Here is a 24,893-nt window from a genome sequence, read left to right as displayed (position 1 = left end):
CATCACACTCCCTCCGCCATGATCTCGCGGCCGATCAGCCAGCGGCGGATCTCGCTGGTGCCGGCGCCGATCTCGTAGAGCTTGGCGTCGCGCAGAAGCCGCCCGGTCGGATAATCGTTGATATAGCCGTTGCCGCCGAGCAGCTGGATGGCATCGAGCGCCATCTGCGTCGCCTTTTCGGCCGCGAAGAGCACGCAGCCGGCGGCGTCCTTGCGCGTGGTCTCGCCGCGGTCGCAGGCACCGGCCACGGCGTAGACATAGGCGCGCGCCGCGTTCATCGTCGAATACATGTCGGCAAGCTTGCCCTGCACCAGCTGAAAACTGCCGATCGGCTGGCCGAACTGCTTGCGCTCATGCACGTAAGGCACCGCCACGTCGAGGCAGGCCGCCATCAGCCCGATCGGCCCGCCGGAGAGCACGGCGCGCTCATAGTCGAGGCCCGACATCAGCACCTCGACGCCGCGCCCTTCCTCATGCAGCACATTCTCGAACGGCACCTCGACATTCTCGAAGACGAGCTCGCCGGTGTTCGAGCCGCGCATGCCGAGCTTGTCCAGTTTTTGGGCCACCGAAAACCCGGCAAAGGTTTTTTCGATGATGAAGGCGGTGATGCCGCGCGAATTGCGCTCCGGATCGGTCTTGGCATAGACCACCAAGGTCTCGGCATCGGGTCCGTTGGTGATCCACATTTTCGAACCGTTGAGCACATAGCGGTCGTTGCGCTTTTCGGCGCGCAGCCGCAGCGACACGACGTCCGAGCCTGATCCGGATTCCGACATTGCCAGCGCACCGACCTTTTCGCCCGAGCAGAGCGCAGGGAGGTATTTCTCCTTCTGTGCCGGCGTTGCCCAGCGGTTGATCTGGTTGACGCAGAGATTGGAATGCGCGCCGTAGGAGAGGCCGACCGAGGCGGATGCGCGGGAAATCTCCTCCATCGCCACGACATGCGCGAGATAGCCCATACCGCTGCCGCCGAACTCGGGATCGGCGGTGATGCCGAGCAGGCCGAGCTCGCCGAGCTCCCCCCACAGATGTGCCGGGAATTCGTTGGAGCGGTCGATATCGGCCGCGATTGGCGCGATCCTGTCTTGTGCGAAGCGCCTTACGGTATTGCGCAACGCCTCGATGTCGGCATCAAGCCCGAAGTTCAGCGTATTGGTGTACATGGCGTTCCTCCCGGCGCATGACCCCGAAATCGACTTCGATAAGGATAATGCGCGAAATCAAAGTGCCGCGGCCTCCTTTGCGCGTCGGACGGGACGCGTTGCGCTGCCGGCGCCGATCTTCGCGCCGACGAGCCGCCTTGTCATCGAAAGATATGTCGTGGTGACTTCAGAGATCGACAGCCGCTCGCCCGGACGGAACCAGACGATGACGCCGGTCATCATCTGGATCAGCGCCATGGCGGTCAGGCCGACATCATCGATCTCGAAGATGCCGGCGTCGGCGCCGTCGCGCAGGATCGCGCGCAATTCCTTCTCATAGGCCGTGCGCATCTTGAGGATCTGCGTCAGCCGCTCATGCGAGAGGCTGCGCAATTCCATGTTGGAGACATGGGTGGCGCGGCGCCGCTCGATATGGAAGGCAATGTGGTTCTCGACATAGGCGGCGAGCCGCGCCGCCGGATCGGCCGCTGCCGGGCGCGCGTCATCCCAGGCCTTGAGCAGGCCTTCCATATGCTCGCGCATCAGCGTGAACAGCAGATCCTCCTTGGTGGGAAAATAGCGATAGAGCGCGGCGGCCTGCACGCCGACTTCGGTCGCCAGCTGGCGCATCGACATCGCCTCATAGCCGAGCCGCGCGATCAGCCCGACCGCCGCCTCGCGAACGGCCGCCTCGGTTTTTTCGCCATCTGAACCCGTGGTGCGTGCCATGTTTGCCTCTGCGAAGCAGATAATAAAACGAACGTTCAATTAATTCAAGCGGGCAAGCGAAGGTGTTCAGGCCGAAGGGCAATGGCCTGCAATCGGTCTGACGCAAGCCTCGGCTGGATCTGTAGAGCGGAGCGACTTAGTCGCCGCGGAAAGCGCGGCTCGCCTGATCGGTCAGGGGCTTAAGCAGATAGGAAAGCACCGTGCGGTCGCCGGTTCTCAGGAACACCTCCGCCGGCATTCCCGGCTTCAGTTCCAGCGATCCCGCCTGTTTGAGGCTGCTTTGCGTCAGCACGATGCGCACCGCGTAATAGGCGACCCCGGCTTTCTGGTCCTCGATGAGGTCGGGCGAGATACGGTCAACCTGGCCCTCGACTTCCGGCGTGATCTGCTGGCTGAAGGCCGAAAGGCGAAGCGTGGCGTTCTGTCCGATGCGCACCTGGTCGATGTCCTGCGGCGCGACGCGCGCCTCGACCACCAGCGCGTCGGCGCTCGGCACGATCTGCATGATCGCCTCGCCGGGCGCGATCACGCCGCCGATCGTGTGCACGGCCAGCTGATGCACCCGGCCCGATTGCGGGGCGCGGATATCGATCTGCTTCAGCGTTTGCTCGGCCGCGATCTGACGCTCGCGCAGTTCGCTCATCTTGCCGTCGATCTCCCTCAGTTCGCCCGCCACTTCGCTGCGCAGGTCCTGATCGATCTGGATGATCGCCAGTTCCATCTCGCTGATGCGCCCGCGCGTCTGCGCGGCGGCGGCGATCAACTGCCCGTTTTCGCCGTCGAGCCTTGCCTCGGCGCGTTCGCGATCGGCCAGACGCGAGATCGGCACCAGCTTCTTTTTCCAGAGGTCCCGCATGCCCTCGAGCTCGATCTTGGTGAGGGATATCTCCTGCTGCTTGCTCCTGAGCTGGGCCTCGATACCCGCGATCTCCTGACGGAACTGCACGATGCGCTCGCGTAGCTGTGAAATCTTGCCCTCGCGCGACTGCCGCCGAAGCGCGAACAGCCTGTTCTCGCCGTCGATGAGATGACCGATCTGAGGGGCATGCGCGTTTCCCGACAGCTGCTCGGGATAGAGCACCGCCTGGGCGCCGTCGCGTTCGGCAATCAGCCGGGCGCGGCGGGCAGAGAGCTCGTCGAGACCGTTGTGACGATGGCGAGATTGGCACGCGCCACCGTGTCGTCCAGCCGCACCAGGACGTCGCCCGCCTCGACCGTGCTGCCGTTCTGCACGTTGAGAGCGCCGACGACGCCGCCTTGCGGATGCTGGACGGACTTCACGTTCGAGCCGACGACCAGATGGCCGCCTGCGACCACGGCTCCGGCAAGACTGCTTGATGCCGCCCAAAGGCCGAGCCCGCCGACAAGCAGCGCCGCTGCGATCGCTCCCGCCCGGACGTTCCTGCGAATGGCCTGACGCAAGCGCTGCTGCTGGGGCGAAGCACCTTCGATCGGCTTCGAACCGCGGTCGAGCAGCGCGATCGCGCGCGCCCTGGCGGACAATGCGATGTCGCGCACCACGCGCAACGCATCGGCTTTGAAATCGGGAGTTGCCGACCTCATCTCAGCCCGCCGATCCGACCGCATGCAGCGGTTTCGTCACCGGCTGCAAAGCCTGCCGTGCGATCTCGCTCTTCAGCCCGAATGCCTGCTGCCTGCCGCCATTCAGCACCAGCAAGTGGTCGAGCGCGGCGAGGGCGCTGGGACGATGCGCGACCACGATGACGATGCCGCCGCGCGCTTTGATGCCTTCGATGGCACGCGTCAGCGCTTGGTCGCCCGCGGCATCGAGGTTGGAATTCGGCTCGTCGAGCACGACGAGGAACGGATTGCCGAACAGCGCGCGCGCCAGGCCTACACGCTGACGCTGTCCGGCGGAAAGTGCCGCGCCGCTCTCGCCGATCTCGGTTTGATAGCCTTCGGGCAGGCGCAGGATCATGTCGTGCACGCCGGCAGCCTGGGAGGCCTCGATGATCGCCTCCGGCATGGCGTTCTCGTCGAAGCGGCTGATGTTCTGGGCGACCGTACCGGCGAACAATTCGACATCCTGCGGCAGATAGCCGATATGGCGGCCAAGCGCCTGCGCCGGCCACTGCTCGATTGCAGCGCCGTCGAGACGGATCTTGCCGCGCATCGTGGGCCATACGCCGACGAGCGCTCGCACGAGCGAGGATTTTCCGGAGCCGCTCGGGCCGATCAGGCCCATGCCGGAGCCGGCGTCGAGCGAAAAGTCGATATCCTCCAGCAGGATGCGCCGTCCACCAGGCGCCGTCACCCCGACGGTTTCCACAGCGAGTGTCGCGTTTGGCGCCGGAAGCTCCGTGCCGCCATCGTCGACCGGAAAGGCGGCAAACAGATCGACCAGCCTCTGCCAGCTCTGGCGCGCGCTGAGGAAGTGCTTCCAATACGCGGTGGCGAGCTCGATCGGCGCCAGCGCCCGCGATGTCAGGATTGAACTGGCGATGATGATGCCGGGCGTGGCCTGCTGGTAAATGACCAGATAGGCGCCGAGCGCCAGGACCATCGACTGCAGCATCATGCGCATGATGCGCGAAGCCGCACCCAATCCGCTCGTCAGGTCGCTCGCCTGCGCCTGCGCCTCGCGGAAGGCGTTGTTTGCTTGGCTCCAGCGCCCGGCCAGCCTCTCGCCCATGCCCATGGCGGCCAGCACTTCGGCGTTGCGGGCGCTCGCCTGCGCGATCGCGCCGCGCCTTGTGCCGAAGCCCGACATTGCCTTGGTCGGGGCGCGGACCAGGCGATCGGTGAGCCCCGTCAGCGCGATCAGCAGCAGCGCGCCGATGAGCGCCGCGACGCCGATCCAGGGATGGAAAAGAAAGCAGATCACAACATAGAGCGGCATCCATGGCAGATCGAACAGCGCACCCGGGCCGGGGCTGGAAAGGAAGCCGCTGACCTGGTCGAGATCGCGCAGCGCCTGCAGGCCTTCGCCGCGATCAGGCGTTCTGAGCGGCAGCCGCACGAGGCAGTTGAAGACGCGGCCGGCGATGAGCTCGTCGATGCCGGCGCCGATGCGTGTCAGCACGCGCGCACGGATCGCTTCGAGGACGCCCTGGAAGGCATAAAGCACGGCGACCAGAATGATCAGCGCCACCAGCGTCGGCACGCTGCGGCTAGGCAGAACGCGGTCATAGACCTGCAGCATGAACAGCGAACCGGACAGCATCAGCACGTTGATGAGGCCGCTGAGGCCGGCGACGGCCGCATACGGGCCGCGGAAGGAGGCGAGCGCCTTGCGAAGCTCGGAAGGTTTCAGGTCAGCTAAAGGCGAGCGTGTCAGATGGTTACCCCCGAAAAAAACCGCGCCCGGCTTGAGGCGGGTTGGCGGGCCGCGATCGAGGCGCGGCCCGCGGTCAAGATCAGCCGACGAGTGCCGTCGTTTGATGGTCGGAATGGCCGGCAATCTGCGCCAGAATCTTGGTGATCGCGGACTGCGCCGCATCGGCCGCGTTGGCAAAGACCGGATTGTCGGCCGGCAGGTGGTCGTGCAGCCCCGCTGCCGCCCGTTCCACAGCCTGCTGGACATGGTCCGACGGATCCGGCGCGTTGTCCGGATTGGCGTGCGAGGCGTGACGGAACAAGAATTGGTCGCCGTCCAAGGCCACCGCATCATGCTTGGGCGCGTCGGTGGAGTCGGTGAGACCAGGCGTGCCCCGGTCGCCAACAGGATGCTTGCCGAAGAAGTCGGCGAGCCAATTTTTGGTGCCGTTGCCCGTGTTCGATCCGCTGGTCTGCGCGGCCGGGGTGTGGCTTGAATCGGATCCTGAATCTTCTGCCGATGCCGTCGCCGCGAGCGTGCCCGATTTCATTGCCGGGTCGATCAGGTCGCGCTTGACGTTCTTGGTGCCGATTGTCGCCGTCTGCGTCGAAGTGGCGATATTGGCACCCGAAAAAGTGACGCTATAGGTGCTGGGCTTCAGCGCTAGATCATAGCCGCCGGCGGCCGAGGTCGTGGTCTTGAAGGTCTGGCCGGCTGAGTTTCTGGCGGTCACCGTGATGGTGCCCAGCCCTTCGCCCGGATCGTAGAAACGGTCGCCGTCCTTGTCGTCGAAAGCGACGCCGGTGAGGAAGAGATCCGTGCCGCTCTTGGCGAAATCCTCGGTGACGAAGGCGCTGCTGCGGCCCTTGTAGTCGCCGACCTCGAAGGCGAGCCCAACTTCACGGAAGTTGGAATTGAGGATGTTGGCCCGGTGCCCGGGAGAATTCATCAGATTGGTGTGGAGAAGCTTGACCTCGTCGACATAGCCGGTCGGCGCGCGGGTCGTTGCCCAGGCGATGTTCTCGCCCGTGGCCCATGAGCCGCTCAGCGTATAACCGGCATTCGTCATGCGCGTCGTCGGCGACGAACCCCCGGAGCCCGTGTGGGAGAATGTGTCGGTGGCCAGCATCCACTTGTCGTGGCCCTCGGCGGCTTCGCTGAGATCGTTGTCGAAGGCCAGGGGCTGGGCGCCGGCCTTGGCGCGCTCAGCATTGATGAGCTCGAGCAGATACTGCTCGTTGGCACTGTGCTGCGGCATCGGATATCCCCGTTGATACTGTTTGGTGAGCCCCCTGATCTCCCTCACCCGCCTTTCCGGCTATGGAGCAAATATGTTCATCATGCGGCGCTAAAGTAACAAATCGGAATATACACACATATATCGTGTGCGTATCGCACCAGAAGCAATGTCGGACGGTTTGCCGATCGGTGGATGGAAGCTGATTTCGGCGGACTTGCCTAGGCGATGATCCTGAAGTCGATAGGTGCACTGTCGTCCGTGCGTTCTTCGACCTCGACGCTGATGACCGTCGCGCCCCTAGGCCCCCGCCACAGCCGATCGACCATCGAGTCGATCGCTGCGTCGGCGCCGGCGATGAGCGCCGTGACCGAACCGTCGTGCTCGTTTCGCACCCAGCCCGTCAGTCCGAGGCGCACGGCTTCGTCCCGCGCCCAAACCCGGTAGCTGATCCCCTGCACCTTGCCGGAGATGCGCGCCCGAACGGTTCTCTTCTGCTCGACCATGCTCGTCTCCGCCTTCGAAGCCTTACGGAATCCGGCTCGGCGCCGCGCAAACGCAACGGCTGTGGATCGCCGTTAGTTCCCCCGCGCCGTCGCCAGCGCGCCAGGCAATTCCTCGGCGAAGATGTCGAGCTCATGGTCGAGGCCGACGCTGACCCGGATGCAGCGGTCGAGCCGCGGCGCCATCGGCTTGCGGATGAAGACGTCGCGCGAGAGCAGCGCCTGCATCACCTTCAGCGCGAAGGCGCCGTCGCGGCCGCAGTCTATGGTGACGAAATTGGTCGCCGAGGGCAGCGGCTTCAGCCCGTTTTCCTCGGCGATGGCCGCAATGCGCCGGCGCCCCGCGGCCACGCGCGCCACCACCGAATTCAGATAGTCCTGATCGGCCAGCGCCTCGAGCCCGGCGATCTGCGCCATGCGGCTGACGCCGTAATGGTTGCGGATCTTTTCGAAGTCGCGGATCACTTCCCGTTCGGCCACCGCATAGCCGCAGCGAATGCCGGCAAGCCCGTAGGCCTTGGAGAAGGTGCGCATGCGCACGACGTTCGGCCGCGCGACGTCGATCGGCGGTAGCGCCGAGGCCGGTCCGAGCTCGCCATAGGCCTCGTCCAGCACCAGCATGGTGGTTTCCGGCAGGGCCTCGATGAAGCCGACGACGTCCGGCGCCTCCCACCAGCTTCCCATCGGATTGTCCGGATTGGAGAGATAGACGAGCGGCGCTCGTTCCCGGGCGACAGCGGCAAGCAGTCCGTCGAGGTCCTCCTTGTCGTCGGCGTAGGGAACCGTCACCAGCCGGCCGCCGACGCCGGCGATGTGGAAGTTGAAGGTGGGATAGGCGCCAAGCGAGGTCACCACCGCGTCGCCCGGCGCGACATACATGCGCGCCACAAGGCCGAGCAGTCCGTCAATGCCTTCGCCGACCACCACGTTCTCGACGCCGACATTGTGATGCGCGGCCGCCGCGACTTTGAGGTCGAAATTGTCGGGGTCGCAATACATCCACTGGTCTCGCGCGACGCTCTCCATGCGGGCAATCACGCGCGGCGAGGGCCCAAAGCTGCTTTCATTGGCGCCGATGCGGGCGCGGAAAGGCCGGCCGCGCTCGCGCTCCTGCGCCTCCGGCCCGACGAACGGCACCGTGGTGGGAAGCGCGCCGACGATCGGCGTAAGGGAAGGGCGCTGGCGCATGGCAAAGGCTCGGTTGAGAGGAGGCTTCTTGCTAGCGTGGCTGGTGCGTAGGTGCAAGTTGCGCGAGGAGCGGCCGAAGACGCACCATAGCCGGACTAGATTCTCCCGCCCGCTTTTGCTAGCGACGCAGGATGAGCAACCGATTGCCGCCCGCCTGGGCAAAGCACCTGAAAACTCAATCCTCGGCTAAGGCGGCACCGCCGAAAACCGTGGCACCCAAAGCACAGCTGAAGCCCGGTCCGTCTCGCGCGGAAGCCGACGACATGCTGTTGAGGCAGGCGCTCGAGCTTCAGAAAGCTGAGCAATTGCCGGAGGCAGAGGAACTCTGCCTTCGTGTCCTCGCGCGTACCCCAAACCATCCGCTGGCTTTTTATATCCTGGGAACCCTCGGCATCGGATACGACAACGAGAAGGCCTTGCGCTACTTCGCCCGGGCCGTGGGAGAGGAGCCGCGAAATCCTTATTACCACCTTAGCCTCGGTGAGACCTACCTGAAGCTAAGCGAGTTTACGCCGGCAATCAGGCACATTCAGCAGGCCTTGGCCCTGAAGCCGGATCTGGTGGAAGCGCTTTGCGCCCTGGGCGATGCTTACAATTCCTTTGATAAGGGGGAGTTGGCGCTGCCGCTCTTTGAGAAGGCGCTGGAGATCGACCGGGATCATCCTCTGGCTCGGATCGGGCTGCCTAGTGCACTCGCTGGCCTGGGTCGTATGGATGAAGCCGCAGTTCATCTGAAAGAGGCGATAAAGCGGCGCATCGCGGTACCAACCGCCTACAATGCACTAGCACACACGCGCAAATTCACCGAAGAGCCCGCGGAGCTCGCGGCAATCCTAACGGAGCTCCGAGACCCGGGCCATGGGTCGCACGGAGCGGCAGTGCTCCATCACGCCGCCGGAAAGGTACTCAACGACCTCCGTCGCTACAAGGAAGCGATGGACCACTTCAAGCAAGGGAATCAAGCCAGGGGCCAAAAATTCGATCTGGAAAACTACCGTCGCTGGGTCGATGCCACGATCGAAATCTTTACGCCGGAACTGGTGGCTTCATTGGCGGCTCACGGCAACCCCTCGGAGGTACCTGTATTCATCGTCGGCATGCCTCGCTCGGGCACGACGCTGACGGAGCAGATCTGCGCCAGCCATCCTGAGGTTCATGGCGCCGGCGAGCTCAGCAAGCTTAGACGAATGGCCAATGCGATAGGCCTCAAAGAAGGCTCCGACGCAAGCCTCGGCAAATCCGTCGCGACGATTACTCCGGATCTGACCAGGACTTTGGCCGAGGAGCACCTGTCCTATCTCCGCGAGCGGAGTCCCGCCGCGCTCCGAATCGTCGACAAGATGCCCCACAATTTCGAGTTGATCGGCCTGATCGGCATTCTGTTTCCCAACGCGCGTATAGTTCATTGCCGCCGCGACGCTATCGACAATTGCATCTCCTGTTTCGTGCTGCAATTCAGTGAGGCGCACAGCTACAGTGGCGACCTTCAGACGCTGGGACTTTACTACCGGGAGTATGTTCGACTGATGCGTCACTGGGAAAGTATTTTCCCGGGCCGCATTTTTGAGAACCGATACGAAACAATGATCGAGGATCAAGAGCAGCAGTCGCGTCGTCTCATAGATTATCTCGGGCTGCCCTGGGACGATGCCTGCTTGCGCTTTTTCGATAGGGACGGCTCGGTAAATACTTACAGCCGTTGGCAGGTTCGCCAGCCGATATACAAGTCGTCCGTCAAGCGTTGGAAGAACTATGAAGGCGAGATCCAACCGCTGATCGAAGCCCTGGGCAATTTGGCTGAGGTTGACCTGTAATTTAGTTTCCTAGTAGAGAAATTCTGGCCGGAAGGGTACAACGCAAAATTGCTCGTGTGGCGATTGGCGGAACGTTCATTGTTTCATCATTCTCTGGCGAAGCAAGGAGGGAAGCGGCGGATACCAGGATCCGGGCGTGATCGGCGGATGTCTGCCATCCTACCGAGTGCAGCACTGCGCAATGGTGCTTTGAGGAACTGCCGCAGAAAAGAGAAAACCCGGCAGTTGCCCGCCGGGTTTCGATTTCAGTTGGACGCTGCTGATTAGAACGAACGCTGGAAGCGGAGCATGCCGCCGACGCTGTTCTTCTTGTCGGCATTGGTCCAGTTAGTGATGTCTGCGCCGCTATTCCAGTCGTCTAAGCGACCGAAATGGTCATAGTCGACTTCGGCCGTGACCGTGAAGCCGGGGACGATGTCGTAGGCAACGTTTGCCGCCACGCCGTAGTTCTTGTCCTGGTCGCCTGATACCTGGAGGTTGAACGAGGTCTTCTCGTTGAACTTGTAAGTGCCGCCGGCCCAGAATGCCCAGTTGCCGCCCCAGATCTTATAGAAGCCGCGGTCATGAGCGTCGATGGTGTTGGTTGGGTCGCTGAGATTGTCGTCGGTGCCGTAACCGAACATGCCGAACAGCGACAGTTCCTTGCTGACGTTGACGTCCAGGCGAACCTTGCCGGCCACTTCCTCGTAGTTGCTGTCATAGGCAACGACGCCGGTGATGGCGCCCCAGCCCTGCGTGTACTTTACGCCGCCGACAACATGCGGAACGTAGCTGTCGATCGTGCCGACCGGACCTTCGCCTTCTTCCAGCGAGACCACCGCCGAGAAGCCGTTGCCCGCATCGAAGTAGTACTGGACGACGTTGGTGTCGAAATCGCCGTAGGGGACGATCGTATCGTTAATGACGTTCCCGGCGTAGCCGATGAACGTATCGAAGGCCGATTCGTCCTTACCGACACGGAGGCCTCCGAGCTGGATCCAGGCGAAGTTCAGCGTGATGCCCTTGTTTTCGGCCGGATTGCCGATCGGGTCGCCGGCTGTGTCGAAGGCGCCATAGCCGTTATGATTGCCGAAGTTGATACGGGTCTCGGTATAGGTCTTCAAAGTGCCGAGATCGGTCTCCTGGCCTGTCCAGGTCTTCAGCGTGAAGCGGGTATTCTTGAACCAGGTGCTGTGGTCGTCGCCATTCTGATGGTCGAATGACTTCGCGCCGTCGAACGACCCGACATCGCCGAGGCCGATGTCGTAACGGACATAGCCGCCGATGCGCAGGCAGGTTTCAGTGCCGGGGATGTAGAAGTAGCCCGAACCGTACACGTCGCAGATCTTGACGTATTCAGCCGGTTCCGGCTCGGCGACAGTCACCGCGTCGGCGGCGCGAGCACCGGAAACTGCGATCAGGGCCGCAGCTGAGCCGAGAAGAAGGCTCTTGATGTTCATTTTCTGACCTCCAGTCAGAATCGAACGGCAGCGTCGATTTCACTCGACTGTCACCGGTGCCAGTGCTTTGTTATTGCTGTATTTTTTTGCCGAGTGGCCGCTACCACAGGCGTTTGCTGGCGAACGCGTGCCCGGATCCCGATTTGAGATAGCGCTCGAACGAAGTCGCCTTTGCTCGGCTTGAAAAGGCCATGTAGGTCACGATTCGCCACGGGAGAAATTTGGAAGTGTGACTGGACGTTCCGGCGTTATGCTCAGCAATCGTCGCCGCAGGTCCGATGTTATGCCGATATAACGCTCGCCTACGAAAGCCTCGCTCTCAATCAGGCATGCGTACTCACACGAACCGGCCCTCCTTCGCCAAGGCTTCGGAGGGCATCCTCTCCGCCATCCTGCTTCGCACGAACTGTAGGGCTTGTCCTGCGAAGCGCGCAGCGCGAAGCAGGATGGCGGAGAGGATGGGATTCGAACCCACGAGAAGCTTTTGACCTCTACTCCCTTAGCAGGGGAGCGCCTTCGACCACTCGGCCACCTCTCCGTCGCGCCGCTGGATAAAGAAAAGCGCCGCCACAATCAACAAGCCGGCGCCATAATCGCCGAAAATTTGGCATCGGCGGCAATAGGGATGGCCTCATGCGGCGATTCCATGGCGATTCCCGGCCGGCGACTCGCAGCTGGCGCCGCAATTTCGGGCCGCCATCGCCGGATTCGCCCGGCTGCAGGCCTTAATGGTTAATGAGAACTTTCGGAGTGAGGCCAAATCGTGTCATTTGTGCAACAACGTCCGGTGATAGCGTCTGGACGGGGCTTCTGCCGATACGATCATGGTTGAACGACGCCGCCGCCTGGGTAAAGGTCGCGTTCGAAGGAGCGGCGCGGTGCGCATCTTTTTCGGTAAGTGGGGATGGGGCAGGGAACGCTGTCCTTCAGCAAAAAATACCCAGACCCGTTTTTTAACTTTTGACTGGAGGTCAGAAAATGAACATCAAGAGCCTTCTTCTCGGCTCAGCTGCGGCCCTGATCGCAGTTTCCGGTGCTCGCGCCGCCGACGCGGTGACTGTCGCCGAGCCGGAACCGGCTGAATACGTCAAGATCTGCGACGTGTACGGTTCGGGCTACTTCTACATCCCCGGCACCGAAACCTGCCTGCGCATCGGCGGCTATGTCCGTTACGACATCGGCGTCGGCGACGTCGGCTCGTTCACCGGCGCAAGGTCCTTCGACCACGAGGACGGCGATGAGCAGGATACGTTCTACAAGAACGCCCGCTTCACGCTGAAGACCTGGACCGGCCAGGAAACCGAGCTCGGCACTTTGAAGACCTATACCGAGACGCGCTTCAACTTCGGCAACCGCAACGGCTTCGGCGCCGTCACCGCGACGACCGGCGGCGGTACCGCCCTCCTCGGCAATCCCGCTGGCAACAAGGCCGTCTCGCTGAACTTCGCCTGGATCCAGCTCGGTGGCCTCCGCGTCGGTAAGGACGAATCGGCCTTCAATACGTTCATCGGCTACGCCGGCAACGTCATCAACGATACGCTGGTCCCGTACGGCGACTTCGACACCAACGTCGTCCAGTACTACTTCGACGCCGGCAACGGCTTCTCGGCAGTCCTCTCGCTCGAAGAAGGTTCGGGCGTCATCGGCACCATCGACAGCTATGTTCCGCACGTCGTCGGCGGCTTGAAGTGGACGCAGGGCTGGGGCGCCATCACTGGCGTCATCGCTTACGACAGCAACTATGAAGAAGTGGCCGGCAAGGTTCGCTTGGACGTGAACGCCACCGACGCGATCTCGCTGTTCATCATGGCTGGCTACGGCACCGACGACAACCTCAGCGACGCGACCTGGGCGATCCCGGCCGGTGGCCGCGGCTTCTACAAGCAGTGGGGCGGCAACTGGGCAGTCTGGGGCGGCGGCACCTACAAGTTCAACGAGAAGACCTCGTTCAACCTCCAGGCGTCTTATGATGAATGGAAGAATCTCGGCATCGCCGCGAACGTCGCTTACGACATCGTTCCCGGCATGACGATCACGGCCGAAGTCGACTACCTGCACGCTGGCAGGTTCGACGATTTCGCCACCAGCACCGACAGGCTCAACTGGACCGGCGCTGACAAGAAGAATAGCGTCGGCGGCATGCTCCGCTTCCAGCGCTCCTTCTAAGGGCTGGACTGTTACAACTGAAATCCGGCCCGGGCATCTCTGCGCCCGGGCCGTTTTGCTTTTCGCGATGGATCAACGCAACGAAAGGATGGGGGTGAAAACGGTAAGCTGATCGGGTCTGTAGAGCGACTTTGTGGGATCCGCCATCGGCGGATGGGGTCGGAGGCCAGACTCGAAAAACTCTTGAAAGGATGCTCCCGAGCGGTTAGGGCTGGTCCCTTAACCACAGGGGGTGTGGCTAAAAATGTCGAACGAAGCGGTTCAAGAGGGGGAGCCCTCTGGTCATTTTGCGGTATTTTCTTCTCAGAATTCGAAGTTTAGGTACACCTATAACAAGATCCGGGAAGTAAAATCGTACAGGGTCAGTGAGCTCTTTACAGCATACCGGGATATACTCTGGGATGATGGGCGGCATAAATACAATGTCAGCTCATTCATCGGTGAAATAGACGAGATCCTTCTGGGAGAGCGTTTCAGCACCTTTGACCAGAACACCCTGGACAATCTTGTCGGTACCTTGCGCCAGCGCGGGAACAGCAACGCAACCATCAATCGCAAGATGGCTGCACTCAGCAAGCTGCTGCGCAAGGCTCATAAGATGGGAGATATCCACAGCCTGCCCGAGTTCCGCCGCCAGAAGGAGCGGGCGGGACGGATTCGTTTCCTCGAAAGGGACGAAGAGACAAGGCTGTTCGCCGCCATCAAGAGCCGCAGCGAGGATGCTTACAGACTTTCCGTCTTCCTGGTCGACACCGGCTGCCGTCTCGGCGAGGCGCTCGGCCTGATCTGGAACGACATCCAGGAACACCGCGTCAGCTTCTGGATCACAAAGTCGGGCCGCAGCCGCACCATCCCGATGACCGAACGGGTCAAGGAGGTGATCAAGCTGCCGCCGACCACCGAAGGCCGCCGGCCAAAGGGTCCGTTCACCAAGCTCACCCAGGCGCAGTACCGCGCCATCTGGAACGAGGCGAAGGCCGAAGTCGGTCTTGGCGCCGATGAGCAGGTGGTGCCGCATATCCTGCGCCACACCTGCGCTTCGCGACTCGTCCAGGGCGGCATCGATATCCGGCGCGTGCAGATGTGGCTCGGCCACCAGACGCTGTCGATGACCATGCGTTACGCGCACCTCGCCACCAACGACCTCGATGGCTGCGTCGTGGTGCTCGAGAAGCCGCGCGCCGAAGAGGCGCCGCGGCCGGCAGAGAACTCGGTGTTTGCGTCCCCGTTGACCACGCCGTCACCGACCAAAGCCGCCCGCAAGGAGAGCGGCTCGGAGCCGGCGAAGGCAGGCCGAAAGAGCTCGAAGGGCAAATAGGCGGCACGACACGCGCCGGGAATCTATATTTCAAAAACAGGCCTGGGGCGGAGTTAGTCTCGGGCTTTACTTTACGTGGACTTGACTTCGACGCGATCGAGGAAATCCGCAATCTTCTTCGGCAGGTTGCCGGTTTCCAGCAAGGGCGCGTGTCCCTGGCCTTCCACCGTGATCGTCTCCATGCCGGGATGACGCTTTGCCATCTCCTCGATCGTCGCGGTGGAGAGAAGCGTCGAATTGCCGCCGCGTATGGCGAGCAACGGCACGGCGGCAAGCGCGTTGAACTGTGGCCAAAGATCCGGCAGTGGCTTGCTGAAGTCGACATTGGCCAGGGTCTCGACCAGGGCAGGATCGAAATCGGGCACCAGCCCGGCATCCGTGTCGCGGCAGATGGCGCCAACCATACGCGCCCAGTCGGCATCGGTGAGCGCAGGGAAGCCGGCACCATGCACGCGCCGCTGCGTGTCGACCGCCTCGGCGAATGTCTTCGGCCTCGGCGCGCGATCGAGATATGAGCGGATATGGGCCAGACCTTCCGCCTCGATCACCGGGCCAATATCGTTGAAGACAATGGCTTTCAATGCGGCCGGCTTCAGCGCGCCGAGCACATGGATGATCAGTCCGCCGCGCGAGGTGCCGATGAAGCCAGCCTCTTCGATACCCAGCGCTGACAAGCCAGCGAGCACGTCGCCGGCTTCGACGCCGACATTGTAGTGGCTGATGTCGGGATCGTAGTCGGATCGGCCACGGCCGCGATAGTCGAAAGCGACGACCTTGCGCGGCGTCTTCGCCTTGCCGGAGAGGTAAAGCGCGAGCTCATGGAAGTCGCGCGCATTGCGGGTGAGGCCGGGCAGGCAAACGATCGGCCAGCCACCGTTCGCCTCGCCATAAATGCGGGCATGCAGTTTCAGCCCATCGGGTGCGGTATAGAAGAAGTCGGAGAAACCGTCGCTCGCCATCGGGATGCTGCTCCTCGCTGAGGTGACCGACAGCTACAGGCGAGGGCGGCCGCGGTCAAATGATGGGAAGGCACGTTACACAACCTTGCCACGCTGGCGGGACAGCATCTCCTCTGTTCTGTCGGACATCTCCCCGCAAGGGGATTGACTGTCATCTAAGCTTTTACCCATCGCCAAAGCGGCATGAACGAGCCGGCAGCGAAACTGCCAATCTCCAAGTGCGGGAGGTGTCCGGCAGGACAGAGGGGCGCGAAGGATCGCCAACCTGAGGCTTGCATACGCCCCACGGCGATCAACTCCGCCCGTTCACCAGATCCCCGACGATGTCGTATTTGCCGGAAATACGCATCTTGTAGACTTCATAATTCTCCATCACGCGCTGCACGTAACTTCTTGTTTCCGTGTAGGGGATCCGCTCGACCCAGTCGACGACGGCGTCCACGTCCTTGCCGCGCGGATCACCGTATTTCGCCACCCACTGGGCGGCGCGGTTTGGGCCGGCATTGTACCCCGCGAAGGTCAGCACATAGGAGCCGTTGAAGCGGTCGAGCTGCTCGCCGAGAAAAGCTGACCCCAGCGTCGCGTTGTAACCGGCATCGGTCGTCAGCCGCGTTTGCGAGAAGGTCATGCCGGCCTTCTTCGCCAGTTGCTTGGCGGTACCCGGCATCAACTGCAAGAGGCCGCGCGCGCCCGCGCTGGAAATCGCCGCGACATTGAACTCGCTCTCCTGGCGGGCGATGGCATAGGCCAGCGCCTTGCCGGAGCCGGAGATATCGGCCGAATCGGGAATGACACCCAACGGATGCGAAAGCGCACCCACATCGATGCCGCGCTGGGCGGCGATCTTGCCGACCTTCAGCGCCATGAAATGGTTGCCCTGTTTTTCGGCAAGCCCCGCCAGCAGCGCAAGCTCGCCGGGGCTGGTCAGCTGCCCCGCGAGGTCGCGGTAGAGCGTCTCGGCATAGCGGTCATACCCTGCCTCCTGCAGCCGCTTGATCGCTTTCACCGCCTCGCGGCCCTCGAAGCTTTGGCGGTCGGCCGCGCTGGGCGTGGGATGGACGATGCTCAAGGTTCTGAGGCCCACACGCTCGCCGGCAAGCTGGCCGTAGAAGGTGGTGCCGTAGCTGGCGGCCCGGGTGAAATAGTCCTTGGCGCTGCCCGGGCCGCCGACTTCCGCGGCGCGGCCAAGCCAGTAATAGGCGCGCGACAGCGACACCGGTCCCTGGGCGAGCTCGGCGATGCGTGAAAAATGCGAGGCGGCTGCTGCCGGGTCGTTGAGACCGCGCAATGCATACCAGCCGGCATGGAACTCGGCTTCCGCGGCGCTGGCCGCGCTTTCGGCCGCATGCATGGAGGCAATCTTGTAGGCGGTCTTTATGTCGCCCTGATCGACCAGCTCGCGCGAAAGAACGCGCCGCTCCACCCACCAGGCATCGGGATCGACCAGCGCGTCGCGATTGGTCGGCGCCTTCATCACGACTGCCGCGGCATCGGCAAGTTTTTGCTGCTTGCGCAGATATTCTGCCTCGGCGAAGAAATAGCCGGCCGAACGCTGCGCCGCCGGCACCGCCTTCAACAGTTTCGCCGCGTTTTTTTCGCCTTTATCGACCGCCACCCAGGCATCCGCCAGTTGCTGGGCGCCGGCAATGCCGGCGACGCGCAGCGCCGAGGACGGCCGGTCGGCATAGAACATGCGCTCCATGCGATAGCGATGATCGGCCGCAGGGATCAGCGTGCCGAATTCCTTGATGATGGAAGTTTCGTCCTGGGCATCCAGCTTCTCCGTGCGCCAGAAGGGCACCAGCACCGCGCGCGCCGCCGCTTGATCGCCCAGCGCCACCTGCGAGCGGGCAAGGATGATCACGCCTTCCGGCGTCAGCGGCTGGCTGCGGCCGAAGGCCCGCACCACCACTTGCGGCGGCGGGTTCTCGCGATAGAGCGCGCGCTCGCTGTTCCTGCGCAGCGCGATCGTGCCCGGCCATCCAGGCAGCATCTTGGCGGCATCGGCGATTTCGCCGCTCGGCACCTGGTCGCCGCCATAGAGCGCGATCGCCCAGGCCAGAATGTGCCGGTCGAGCGAGGTCGCGGGCAGCGTGTCGCGAGCATTGCGCGCCGCGGCGATGTTGTTCACCGCGAGCGCGTCGAGACCGCTCTTCAATTGCGCGATGCTGGCCGGGGGCTGAGGCTGCTGCGCCTGGTCCGCGGCCGACGGCGAGCCCGGCGCGGCAATCGCCGCCGTCACACGCACGTCGACGCTGCCGCCGATCGCCATACCCGGTATCAGCGCGACGGCCGCGCTCAAAAGCGCGAACAGATGAGGCCGATTTGTCGGCATGTTCCACCCCGGCACATTGTCAGCAGGCAGGGCCTTCCAGGCCGACCCGGAGCCTAAACTTAGGTCGTGAAAGGCTCGTAAACAAAAGGTTATCGAGGCCGTTCGAATTACGCTTGCTGGCACTACAGCAATGCTTGCCGCTGAACCGTGTCGAGACTATGGTGCGCGGCTTCGCTTTCGATTAGAAGGCGCCGAAATTAACGCATCGACAAAACGCTGATGCATGTCGCCCAAAGTGGGCACCCGGCTTTGGGAGAGCGACATGCTTAGACCAACAAAGTCCCAAGGAGTTTGGACAATATGCTGAGAGGCTCGCTGACTGCGCTCGTGACACCGTTCGAAAAGAGCGGGCGTTTCGACGAGAAAGCCTTTCGCGCGTTTGTCGAATGGCAGATCGCCGAGGGCACCAAGGGCCTCGTGCCCGTCGGCACCACCGGCGAGTCGCCGACGCTGTCGCATGACGAGCACCGCAATGTCGTCAAGGTCTGCATCGAGGTCGCCAGGGGCAGGGTTCCAGTTGTGGCCGGTGCCGGCTCCAACAACACCGAGGAAGCCGTCGGCCTGGTGCAGTATGCCGAAAAGGCAGGCGCCGATGCAGCCCTGGTCGTCACGCCTTACTACAACAAGCCGACCCAGCGCGGCCTCTACGAGCATTTCGCAGCCGTTGCCAGGGCAACCAAGCTGCCGATCATCATCTACAACATCCCGCCGCGCTCGGTGATCGACATGACGCCGGAGACGATGGGCAGGCTGCGCCACGACTTCAAGAACATCGCCGGCGTCAAGGATGCGACCGGCAAGGTCGAGCGCGTCTCGGAACAGCGCATGAGCTGCGGCAAGGATTTCATCCAGCTTTCCGGTGAGGATGCGTCCGCGCTCGGCTTCAATGCGCATGGCGGCGTCGGCTGCATCTCGGTGACGTCGAACGTCGCGCCGCGCCTTTGCGCCGAGTTCCAGGAAGCGACGCTCTCCGGCGACAGCGCCAAGGCGCTAGAACTGCAAGATCGTCTCCTGCCGCTGCATAAAGCAATTTTCGTGGAGCCCGGCGTGTCCGGCGCCAAATACGCCCTGTCGAAGCTGGGCAAGGTCGAGAACGTGGTCCGCTCGCCGCTGGTGACGGTCGAAGCTTCGACCGCCGAGAAGCTCGATGCGGCGCTGAAGCATGCCGGCTTGATTAATTAGGGATGAGGCGCCACCTCTCCGATTATGAATCAAGTCAAGAAAGCCGACCCCAACAACAGGACGGTCGCCGAAAACCGCAAGGCGCGCTTTTCCTACGAGGTGCTCGACACGATCGAGACCGGCTTGGTGCTGACCGGCACCGAGGTCAAGTCGCTGCGCCAGGGCCAGGCGAACATCCAGGAGAGCTACGCCTCCGCCGAAGGCGGCGAGATCTGGCTGATCAATTCCTATCTGCCGGAATATCTGCAGGCCAACCGCTTCAACCATGAGCCGCGCCGGCGCCGTAAGCTGCTCGTCAGCAAGCGCGAGATGGCCAAACTTGCCCAGAGCGTGGAGCGCGAAGGCATGACTCTTGTGCCGCTGAAAATCTATTTCAACGATCGCGGCCGCGCCAAGCTCCTGCTCGCCATCGCCCGCGGCAAGAAGCTGCACGACAAGCGCGAGACCGAAAAGCAGCGCGACTGGTCGCGCGAGAAGGGACGGCTCCTTAAGGAGCGCGGATAAAGCCACCTTCGATATGCGGGCAAGGCGAGCAGGGAGCCAAGGCTTGAGGAACGGCTTGATTGCCCTGGCCCTGGCTTTCGTCTTTCTGGCGCTTGCCACATGGGCAGAGGGCTTCTTCCGGCACCGTGCTTTCCCGCCGGATCGCGGCAAATTCCCCTTAAGGGGCATCGATGTTTCGCATCACCAGGGCAGGATCGACTGGCCGCGTGTCGCGGCCGACGATGTCGTCTTCGCCATCATCAAGGCGACGGAAGGTGGTGACTATGTCGATGATGCCTTTGCTGAGAATTTGCGCCAGGCCCGCGCGGCTGGCCTCGCTGTCGGCGCCTATCATTTCTTCACCTTCTGCCGCCCGGGTGCCGACCAGGCCAGGAATTTCATCTCGGTCGTGCCGCGCGGCGAGCAGCTCTTGCCGCCGGTAGTCGACATCGAGTTCCACGGCAATTGTCCGCGACGCCCTTCGCCCGCCGAGCTGAACGCCGAACTGCTGGCATTCCTTGGCCCGGTCGAGGCGGCTTACGGCAAGCCGGCCATTCTCTATATTACCGATGAGACGGCACCGACCTATGCCGCTCATATCGCGGTTCGCCAGCGCTGGCTGCGCTCTGTGCGGGGGCCGCTGAACGACGACGACTGGGTCTATTGGCAATATCTCGACACAGGCCGTGTCGACGGCATCGACGGCGACGTCGACCTGAATGTGCTGAAGGGCGGGCCGGCGAGGCTGTCGGAGTTGTTTGCCGCGGCGCCGGACCCTAGCTCTTCAGGAAGGCTGCTATCTCCTTGAAGACATCGACGAACATCGCTTCCGTCAGGACACCGGTGTTGGTGTTGTAGCGCGAGCAGTGATAGCTGGAGAACAGCGTGATCCCGCCGGCCTGCTGGCGTCCGCCGTGGCGGAACGGAAGGGTGGCGACGCGCCCGCCCAGCGCCCGCACCGTCGATTGATGCGCGATCGAGCCCAGCGTCAGGATGGCCCGCAGGTTGGCAAATCGCGCGATCGTCGGTTTGAGGAAGGTGCGGCAGGTGGCGATCTCGGCGCCGACCGGCTTGTTTTCCGGCGGCACGCATCGCACCGCATTGGTGATCGCGGTGCCGACGAGCTCCAGCCCGTCATCGGGCCTGGCCTTGAATTCCCCGCGCGCCAACCCTTGAGCGATCAGCGTTGAGTAGAGCAGGTCGCCGGCATAGTCGCCGGTGAAGGGACGCCCGGTGCGGTTGGCGCCGCGCAGGCCGGGCGCCAGCCCGACGATGAGGAGCCTGACCGAGTCCTCGCCCTCCGGCGGCAGGAAGGTCGGCACCGGTGCATTGAACCAGCCCGGCTCGCGCTGGCGCCAGGCGGCGATGAAGTCGTGCAGCCGCGGGCAAAGCGGACAATCGCGGTCAGGCTCGGGGGAGGGCGCGGCGCTCAAGGCTGCCGCGCTCAATAATCGTCCTCGTCGGCTTCAGCAGGCTCAGGCCGGCGGACCGGCCGTTCCGATGGATCGCGGCCGACTTCGTTCTTCAGCGTCATGAGGTCGATGAAGTGGTCGGCCTGGCGGCGCAAGTCGTCGGAGATCATCGGCGGCTGCGAGGCCATGGTCGAGATGATCGAAACCTTGCGGCCACGCCGCTGCAGCGCCTCGACCAACGTGCGGAAGTCGCCGTCGCCGGAGAAGATGACATAGTGGTCGACGACATCGGCAAGCTCCAGCGCATCGACGGTGAGCTCGATGTCCATGTTGCCCTTGATCTTGCGCCGGCCGGTCGAGTCGGTGAACTCCTTGGCTGGCTTGGTCACCACCTTGAAGCCGTTATAGTCCAGCCAGTCGATCAGCGGCCGGATCGAGGAATATTCCTGATCCTCGACCAGCGCGGTGTAGTAATAGGCCCTGAGCAGGTAGCCGCGTTTCTGAAAGCTCGACAGAAGCTTGCGGTAGTCTATGTCGAAGCCCAGCGCCCGCGAGGTGGCGTAGAGGTTGGCGCCGTCGATGAAAAGAGCGATCTTTTCACGGGGATCGAACATTGAAAAATATCCCTTTTCAAAAATTTCTGTCGTCTAAAAGGACGTGACGGGTAGGCCCGATAATGGTCCCTCTTCCCGCCCCTTTCGAGATAACGCCAGATTTATGGATATCCAAGGGCAGGGCGCGCATTGCAAGCAATTGTGATCGGCACCAGGTAAGCAAGGCGAAGTCCGATATTGAGCCGGGCAGGGGCTCGTGCTTCGGCGGTGCCCGCCATAAAGCTTGTATTTCGGCGGCGTCCTTGTTATGGAGCCCGCCAGTTTTCCATCAAATCCACGCATGAAAGGGGCAGTCCATGGCCCGCGTAACCGTTGAAGATTGCATCGACAAGGTCGACAACCGTTTCGAGCTCGTGCTGCTCGCCGGCCACCGTGCCCGCCAGATCAGCCAGGGCGCGCAGATCACCGTTCCTCGCGACAATGACAAGAATCCGGTCATTGCGCTGCGCGAGATCGCCGACGAGACGCTGTCGCCGGACGACCTCAAGGAAGACCTGATCCACTCGCTGCAGAAGCATGTGGAGGTCGACGAGCCGGAGGCCGAGGGCGAGGCCATCGCCGACCAGACCGGCGCTGCCACCGCTGCTGCCGACACCGACGATGCCGAAGAGAACATCGCCTTCGACCGCATGAGCGAGGAAGACCTGCTCGCCGGCATCGAGGGTCTGGTGCCGCCGGAAAAGAGCGACGACTACTAAGCTCTTGGACACGGGCCTGGATCAAGCATCCGGGACTTCCGTATCGTCAGTTTCGTGGCTATCTATGGGATGCGTCGCACGCCGGTGCGGCGCATCAATCATTTCATCACCGCGAGATCCCGCCCATGATGCGTCAGTATGAGCTTGTCGAGCGCGTGCAGCGCTACAAGCCTGACGTCAACGAGGCGCTGCTCAACAAGGCCTATGTCTACGCCATGCAAAAGCATGGCCACCAGAAGCGCGCCTCGGGCGATCCCTATTTCTCGCATCCGCTGGAAGTGGCGGCCATCCTCACCGAGATGCATATGGATGAGGCGACCATCGCCGTTGCCCTGCTGCACGACACGATCGAGGACACGACCGCCACTAGGGCCGAGATCGATGAATTGTTCGGTCCCGAGATGGGCAAGCTGGTCGAGGGACTGACCAAGCTGAAGAAGCTCGACCTCGTCTCCAAGAAGGCCGAGCAGGCCGAGAACCTGCGCAAGCTGCTGCTGGCGATCTCCGAGGATATTCGCGTTCTGCTGGTCAAGCTCGCCGATCGCCTGCACAACATGCGCACGCTCGACCATATGCCCGAGTCCAAGCGCTTGCGCATCGCCGAGGAGACGATGGATATCTATGCGCCGCTCGCCGGCCGCATGGGCATGCAAGGCATGCGCGAGGAACTTGAGGAGATCGCGTTCCGCTACATCAATCCGGAAGCCTATCGCGCCGTCACCGCGCGGCTCGCCGAAATCTTCGAGCGCAACAAGGGCGTGCTGGACGAGATCGAGAAGGCGTTGTCCGGCCTGTTCGAAAAACACGCGATCAAAGCCGGCGTCAAAAGCCGGCAGAAGAAGCCTTGGTCGGTGTTCCGCAAGATGGAGGCCAAGGCGCTCTCCTTCGAGCAGCTCTCCGACATCTTCGGCTTCCGTGTGATCGTCGACACCGTCGAGGACTGCTACCGCGCGCTTGGCGCCATCCACACCACCTGGTCGATGGTGCCTGGCCGCTTCAAGGATTACATCTCGACGCCGAAGCAGAACGACTACCGCTCGATCCACACCACCATTGTCGGACCCTCGCGCCAGCGCGTCGAACTGCAGATCCGCACCCGCGAGATGAACAAGATCGCCGAATACGGCGTCGCCGCGCATTCGATCTACAAGGACAGCGGCAGCAAGCCCAACGGCGCAGCGCACGCGATCTCCAAGGAGACCAACGCCTATGCCTGGCTGCGCCGCACCATCGAGCAACTGGCCGAGGGCGACAATCCCGAGGATTTCCTGGAAAACACCAAGCTCGAGCTGTTCCAGGACCAGGTGTTCTGCTTCACGCCCAAGGGCATGCTGATCGCCCTGCCGCGCGGCGCCACCCCCATCGACTTCGCCTATGCCGTCCACACCGATGTCGGCGACACCTGTGTCGGCGCCAAGGTCAACGGCCGCATCATGCCGCTGATGACGGAGTTGAAGAACGGCGACGAGGTCGAGATCATCCGCTCCAAGGCGCAGGTGCCGCCGGCAGCCTGGGAATCGGTCGTCGTCACCGGCAAGGCGCGCGCCGCCATCCGCCGCGCCACCAAGAATGCCATCCGCAAGCAATATTCCGGGCTCGGCGCCCGCATCCTCGAACGCGCCTTCGAGCGCGCCGGCAAGAACTTCACCAAGGAAAGCCTGAAGCCGGTTCTGCATCGCCTGGCGCGCAAGGATATAGAGGACGTGATGGCCTCTGTCGGGCGCGGCGAGCTTGCCTCGACCGATGTCATGAAAGCAGTCTTCCCCGACTACAAGGACGAGCGCGTCACGGTCGCGGCGCCCAAGCAGCGCGAGGAAGGCTGGTCGAAGATCCGCAACGCCGCGGGCATGCTGTTCCAGATGCCCGGCCGCGCCGCGCGCAAGGGCAAGGACCAGCAGCGCGACGGTGCGGTGCCCATCCGCGGCGTGCGCGGCGACCTGCCGGTGCGCTTCGCGCCGGAAGGGGCGGTGCCCGGCGACCGCATCGTCGGCATCATTCAGCCAGGAACCGGTATCACCATTTATCCTATCCAATCGCCGGCCCTGCAGGCTTTCGACGACCAGCCCGAGCGCTGGATCGATGTGCGCTGGGACATCGACGAGCGGACCAAGGAGCGCTTCCCGGCCCGCATCTCGGTCACAGCCATCAATGCGCCGGGCTCGCTCGCCGACATCGCGCAGGTCGTCGCGTCCAACGATGCCAACATCCACACGCTGTCGATGGTGCGCACCGCGCCCGATTTCACCGAGATGCTGATCGACCTCGAGGTTTGGGACCTGAAGCACCTCAACCGGCTGCTGTCGCAGCTCAAGGACAATTCGAGCGTCAGCGACGCACGGCGTGTGAATGGGTGAATAGTAAATAGTGAATAGTGAATAAAGTTGCCTACCATTC

At 62.9% G+C, this 24,893-nt stretch carries 21 protein-coding genes, 1 tRNA gene and 1 pseudogene; 8 read left to right on the top strand and 15 right to left on the bottom strand.

Annotated elements, in window-relative coordinates; translation table 11 throughout:
• Positions 1 to 2: 2 nt before the first annotated feature.
• From CK222_RS09260 to CK222_RS09230, 8 genes are all read right to left on the bottom strand, one after another.
• Complete coding sequence (locus CK222_RS09260) at positions 3 to 1,166, bottom strand: isovaleryl-CoA dehydrogenase (RefSeq protein ID WP_095800136.1); 1,164 nt, start codon at positions 1,164 to 1,166, stop codon at positions 3 to 5.
• Between the two features lie 57 nt (positions 1,167 to 1,223).
• Positions 1,224 to 1,874, bottom strand: a complete 651-nt coding sequence (locus CK222_RS09255) for a TetR/AcrR family transcriptional regulator (protein ID WP_067321049.1) — start codon at positions 1,872 to 1,874, stop codon at positions 1,224 to 1,226.
• 136 nt (positions 1,875 to 2,010) lie between these two features.
• Positions 2,011 to 2,982: an HlyD family type I secretion periplasmic adaptor subunit gene (locus CK222_RS09250; protein WP_348628808.1), complete on the bottom strand. Its 972-nt coding sequence runs from the start codon at positions 2,980 to 2,982 to the stop codon at positions 2,011 to 2,013.
• Entirely contained in the window at positions 2,982 to 3,437 is a 456-nt protein-coding gene (locus CK222_RS33525) for a biotin/lipoyl-binding protein (protein WP_348628807.1), read from the bottom strand. The genes CK222_RS09250 and CK222_RS33525 overlap by 1 nt, the downstream gene beginning before the upstream one ends.
• Position 3,438: 1 nt before the next feature.
• Positions 3,439 to 5,148, bottom strand: coding sequence for a type I secretion system permease/ATPase (locus CK222_RS09245; protein WP_176477615.1), 1,710 nt, complete (start codon positions 5,146 to 5,148; stop codon positions 3,439 to 3,441).
• Positions 5,149 to 5,251: 103 nt separating this feature from the next.
• Positions 5,252 to 6,409, bottom strand: a complete 1,158-nt coding sequence (locus CK222_RS09240; protein WP_095800134.1) for a CAP domain-containing protein — start codon at positions 6,407 to 6,409, stop codon at positions 5,252 to 5,254.
• 200 nt (positions 6,410 to 6,609) lie between these two features.
• Positions 6,610 to 6,894 (bottom strand): acylphosphatase, encoded by a 285-nt coding sequence (locus CK222_RS09235; RefSeq protein WP_095800133.1) that lies wholly within the window; start codon positions 6,892 to 6,894, stop codon positions 6,610 to 6,612.
• A 72-nt stretch (positions 6,895 to 6,966) separates the two neighbouring features.
• Complete coding sequence (locus CK222_RS09230; protein ID WP_095800132.1) at positions 6,967 to 8,079, bottom strand: pyridoxal phosphate-dependent aminotransferase; 1,113 nt, start codon at positions 8,077 to 8,079, stop codon at positions 6,967 to 6,969.
• Positions 8,080 to 8,210: 131 nt separating this feature from the next.
• Between CK222_RS09230 and CK222_RS09225 the strand changes: the two genes are divergently transcribed.
• Positions 8,211 to 9,893: a sulfotransferase gene (locus tag CK222_RS09225; protein WP_095800131.1), complete on the top strand. Its 1,683-nt coding sequence runs from the start codon at positions 8,211 to 8,213 to the stop codon at positions 9,891 to 9,893.
• Positions 9,894 to 10,156: 263 nt separating this feature from the next.
• Here CK222_RS09225 and CK222_RS09220 read toward each other — a convergent pair whose 3' ends face one another.
• The 3 genes and pseudogenes from CK222_RS09220 to CK222_RS09210 all read right to left on the bottom strand — a co-directional run bounded on the left by CK222_RS09220 (position 10,157) and on the right by CK222_RS09210 (position 11,870).
• On the bottom strand, positions 10,157 to 11,332 hold the full coding sequence (locus CK222_RS09220) for a porin (RefSeq protein ID WP_095800130.1): 1,176 nt from the start codon (positions 11,330 to 11,332) through the stop codon (positions 10,157 to 10,159).
• Between the two features lie 100 nt (positions 11,333 to 11,432).
• Positions 11,433 to 11,659: pseudogene (locus tag CK222_RS32860) on the bottom strand (GIY-YIG nuclease family protein).
• A 120-nt stretch (positions 11,660 to 11,779) separates the two neighbouring features.
• Positions 11,780 to 11,870 (bottom strand) — tRNA-Ser (locus CK222_RS09210).
• 440 nt (positions 11,871 to 12,310) lie between these two features.
• Between CK222_RS09210 and CK222_RS09205 the strand changes: the two genes are divergently transcribed.
• On the top strand, positions 12,311 to 13,498 hold the full coding sequence (locus CK222_RS09205) for a porin (RefSeq protein ID WP_095800129.1): 1,188 nt from the start codon (positions 12,311 to 12,313) through the stop codon (positions 13,496 to 13,498).
• 244 nt (positions 13,499 to 13,742) lie between these two features.
• Positions 13,743 to 14,816, top strand: coding sequence for a site-specific integrase (locus CK222_RS09200; RefSeq protein WP_095800128.1), 1,074 nt, complete (start codon positions 13,743 to 13,745; stop codon positions 14,814 to 14,816).
• 71 nt (positions 14,817 to 14,887) lie between these two features.
• Here the strand turns inward: CK222_RS09200 and CK222_RS09195 are convergent, their stop codons facing one another.
• Positions 14,888 to 15,775 (bottom strand): alpha/beta hydrolase, encoded by an 888-nt coding sequence (locus CK222_RS09195; RefSeq protein WP_095800127.1) that lies wholly within the window; start codon positions 15,773 to 15,775, stop codon positions 14,888 to 14,890.
• A 292-nt stretch (positions 15,776 to 16,067) separates the two neighbouring features.
• A complete protein-coding gene (locus tag CK222_RS09190; RefSeq protein ID WP_095800126.1) occupies positions 16,068 to 18,110 on the bottom strand; it encodes a lytic transglycosylase domain-containing protein in 2,043 nt (680 codons plus the stop codon).
• A 300-nt stretch (positions 18,111 to 18,410) separates the two neighbouring features.
• Between CK222_RS09190 and dapA the strand changes: the two genes are divergently transcribed.
• The 3 genes from dapA (at position 18,411) to CK222_RS09175 (ending at position 20,583) form a co-directional block, all read left to right on the top strand.
• Complete coding sequence (gene dapA / locus CK222_RS09185; protein ID WP_095800125.1) at positions 18,411 to 19,292, top strand: 4-hydroxy-tetrahydrodipicolinate synthase; 882 nt, start codon at positions 18,411 to 18,413, stop codon at positions 19,290 to 19,292.
• A 24-nt stretch (positions 19,293 to 19,316) separates the two neighbouring features.
• Complete coding sequence (gene smpB / locus CK222_RS09180; RefSeq protein ID WP_067321086.1) at positions 19,317 to 19,796, top strand: SsrA-binding protein SmpB; 480 nt, start codon at positions 19,317 to 19,319, stop codon at positions 19,794 to 19,796.
• An 85-nt stretch (positions 19,797 to 19,881) separates the two neighbouring features.
• Positions 19,882 to 20,583: a glycoside hydrolase family 25 protein gene (locus CK222_RS09175; protein ID WP_245322309.1), complete on the top strand. Its 702-nt coding sequence runs from the start codon at positions 19,882 to 19,884 to the stop codon at positions 20,581 to 20,583.
• Here CK222_RS09175 and CK222_RS09170 read toward each other — a convergent pair.
• Positions 20,552 to 21,223 (bottom strand): uracil-DNA glycosylase, encoded by a 672-nt coding sequence (locus CK222_RS09170; protein ID WP_176477600.1) that lies wholly within the window; start codon positions 21,221 to 21,223, stop codon positions 20,552 to 20,554. The two genes, CK222_RS09175 and CK222_RS09170, sit on opposite strands and share 32 nt — an antisense overlap.
• On the bottom strand, positions 21,220 to 21,801 hold the full coding sequence (locus CK222_RS09165; RefSeq protein WP_066997475.1) for an NYN domain-containing protein: 582 nt from the start codon (positions 21,799 to 21,801) through the stop codon (positions 21,220 to 21,222). Before CK222_RS09165 ends, CK222_RS09170 begins: the two co-directional genes overlap by 4 nt.
• Before the next feature lie 296 nt (positions 21,802 to 22,097).
• On the opposite strand from CK222_RS09165, the gene rpoZ reads away from it, so the two are divergent.
• Positions 22,098 to 22,499 (top strand): DNA-directed RNA polymerase subunit omega, encoded by a 402-nt coding sequence (rpoZ, locus tag CK222_RS09160; RefSeq protein ID WP_066997473.1) that lies wholly within the window; start codon positions 22,098 to 22,100, stop codon positions 22,497 to 22,499.
• A 125-nt stretch (positions 22,500 to 22,624) separates the two neighbouring features.
• Positions 22,625 to 24,853 carry a bifunctional (p)ppGpp synthetase/guanosine-3',5'-bis(diphosphate) 3'-pyrophosphohydrolase gene (locus tag CK222_RS09155; RefSeq protein WP_095800122.1) on the top strand — a complete coding sequence of 743 codons (2,229 nt, stop codon included), beginning with the start codon at positions 22,625 to 22,627 and terminating at the stop codon, positions 24,851 to 24,853.
• Positions 24,854 to 24,893: the final 40 nt, after the last annotated feature.

The organism is Mesorhizobium sp. WSM3866, from assembly GCF_002294795.1.
GTDB lineage: Bacteria > Pseudomonadota > Alphaproteobacteria > Rhizobiales > Rhizobiaceae > Mesorhizobium.
This window is presented reverse-complemented; position numbering and strand designations above follow the sequence as displayed.

What these genes read in the sequence shown, in the direction of transcription:
- CK222_RS09260 (WP_095800136.1), bottom strand. Translation starts at nt 1,166, where the DNA reads ATGTACACCAATACGCTGAACTTCGGGCTTGATGCCGACATCGAGGCG.
- CK222_RS09255 (WP_067321049.1), bottom strand. Translation starts at nt 1,874, where the DNA reads ATGGCACGCACCACGGGTTCAGATGGCGAAAAAACCGAGGCGGCCGTT.
- CK222_RS33525 (WP_348628807.1), bottom strand. Translation starts at nt 3,437, where the DNA reads ATGAGGTCGGCAACTCCCGATTTCAAAGCCGATGCGTTGCGCGTGGTG.
- CK222_RS09240 (WP_095800134.1), bottom strand. Translation starts at nt 6,409, where the DNA reads ATGCCGCAGCACAGTGCCAACGAGCAGTATCTGCTCGAGCTCATCAAT.
- CK222_RS09235 (WP_095800133.1), bottom strand. Translation starts at nt 6,894, where the DNA reads ATGGTCGAGCAGAAGAGAACCGTTCGGGCGCGCATCTCCGGCAAGGTG.
- CK222_RS09230 (WP_095800132.1), bottom strand. Translation starts at nt 8,079, where the DNA reads ATGCGCCAGCGCCCTTCCCTTACGCCGATCGTCGGCGCGCTTCCCACC.
- CK222_RS09225 (WP_095800131.1), top strand. Translation starts at nt 8,211, where the DNA reads ATGAGCAACCGATTGCCGCCCGCCTGGGCAAAGCACCTGAAAACTCAA.
- CK222_RS09220 (WP_095800130.1), bottom strand. Translation starts at nt 11,332, where the DNA reads ATGAACATCAAGAGCCTTCTTCTCGGCTCAGCTGCGGCCCTGATCGCA.
- CK222_RS09205 (WP_095800129.1), top strand. Translation starts at nt 12,311, where the DNA reads ATGAACATCAAGAGCCTTCTTCTCGGCTCAGCTGCGGCCCTGATCGCA.
- CK222_RS09200 (WP_095800128.1), top strand. Translation starts at nt 13,743, where the DNA reads ATGTCGAACGAAGCGGTTCAAGAGGGGGAGCCCTCTGGTCATTTTGCG.
- CK222_RS09195 (WP_095800127.1), bottom strand. Translation starts at nt 15,775, where the DNA reads ATGGCGAGCGACGGTTTCTCCGACTTCTTCTATACCGCACCCGATGGG.
- CK222_RS09190 (WP_095800126.1), bottom strand. Translation starts at nt 18,110, where the DNA reads ATGCCGACAAATCGGCCTCATCTGTTCGCGCTTTTGAGCGCGGCCGTC.
- dapA (WP_095800125.1), top strand. Translation starts at nt 18,411, where the DNA reads ATGCTGAGAGGCTCGCTGACTGCGCTCGTGACACCGTTCGAAAAGAGC.
- smpB (WP_067321086.1), top strand. Translation starts at nt 19,317, where the DNA reads ATGAATCAAGTCAAGAAAGCCGACCCCAACAACAGGACGGTCGCCGAA.
- CK222_RS09165 (WP_066997475.1), bottom strand. Translation starts at nt 21,801, where the DNA reads ATGTTCGATCCCCGTGAAAAGATCGCTCTTTTCATCGACGGCGCCAAC.
- rpoZ (WP_066997473.1), top strand. Translation starts at nt 22,098, where the DNA reads ATGGCCCGCGTAACCGTTGAAGATTGCATCGACAAGGTCGACAACCGT.
- CK222_RS09155 (WP_095800122.1), top strand. Translation starts at nt 22,625, where the DNA reads ATGATGCGTCAGTATGAGCTTGTCGAGCGCGTGCAGCGCTACAAGCCT.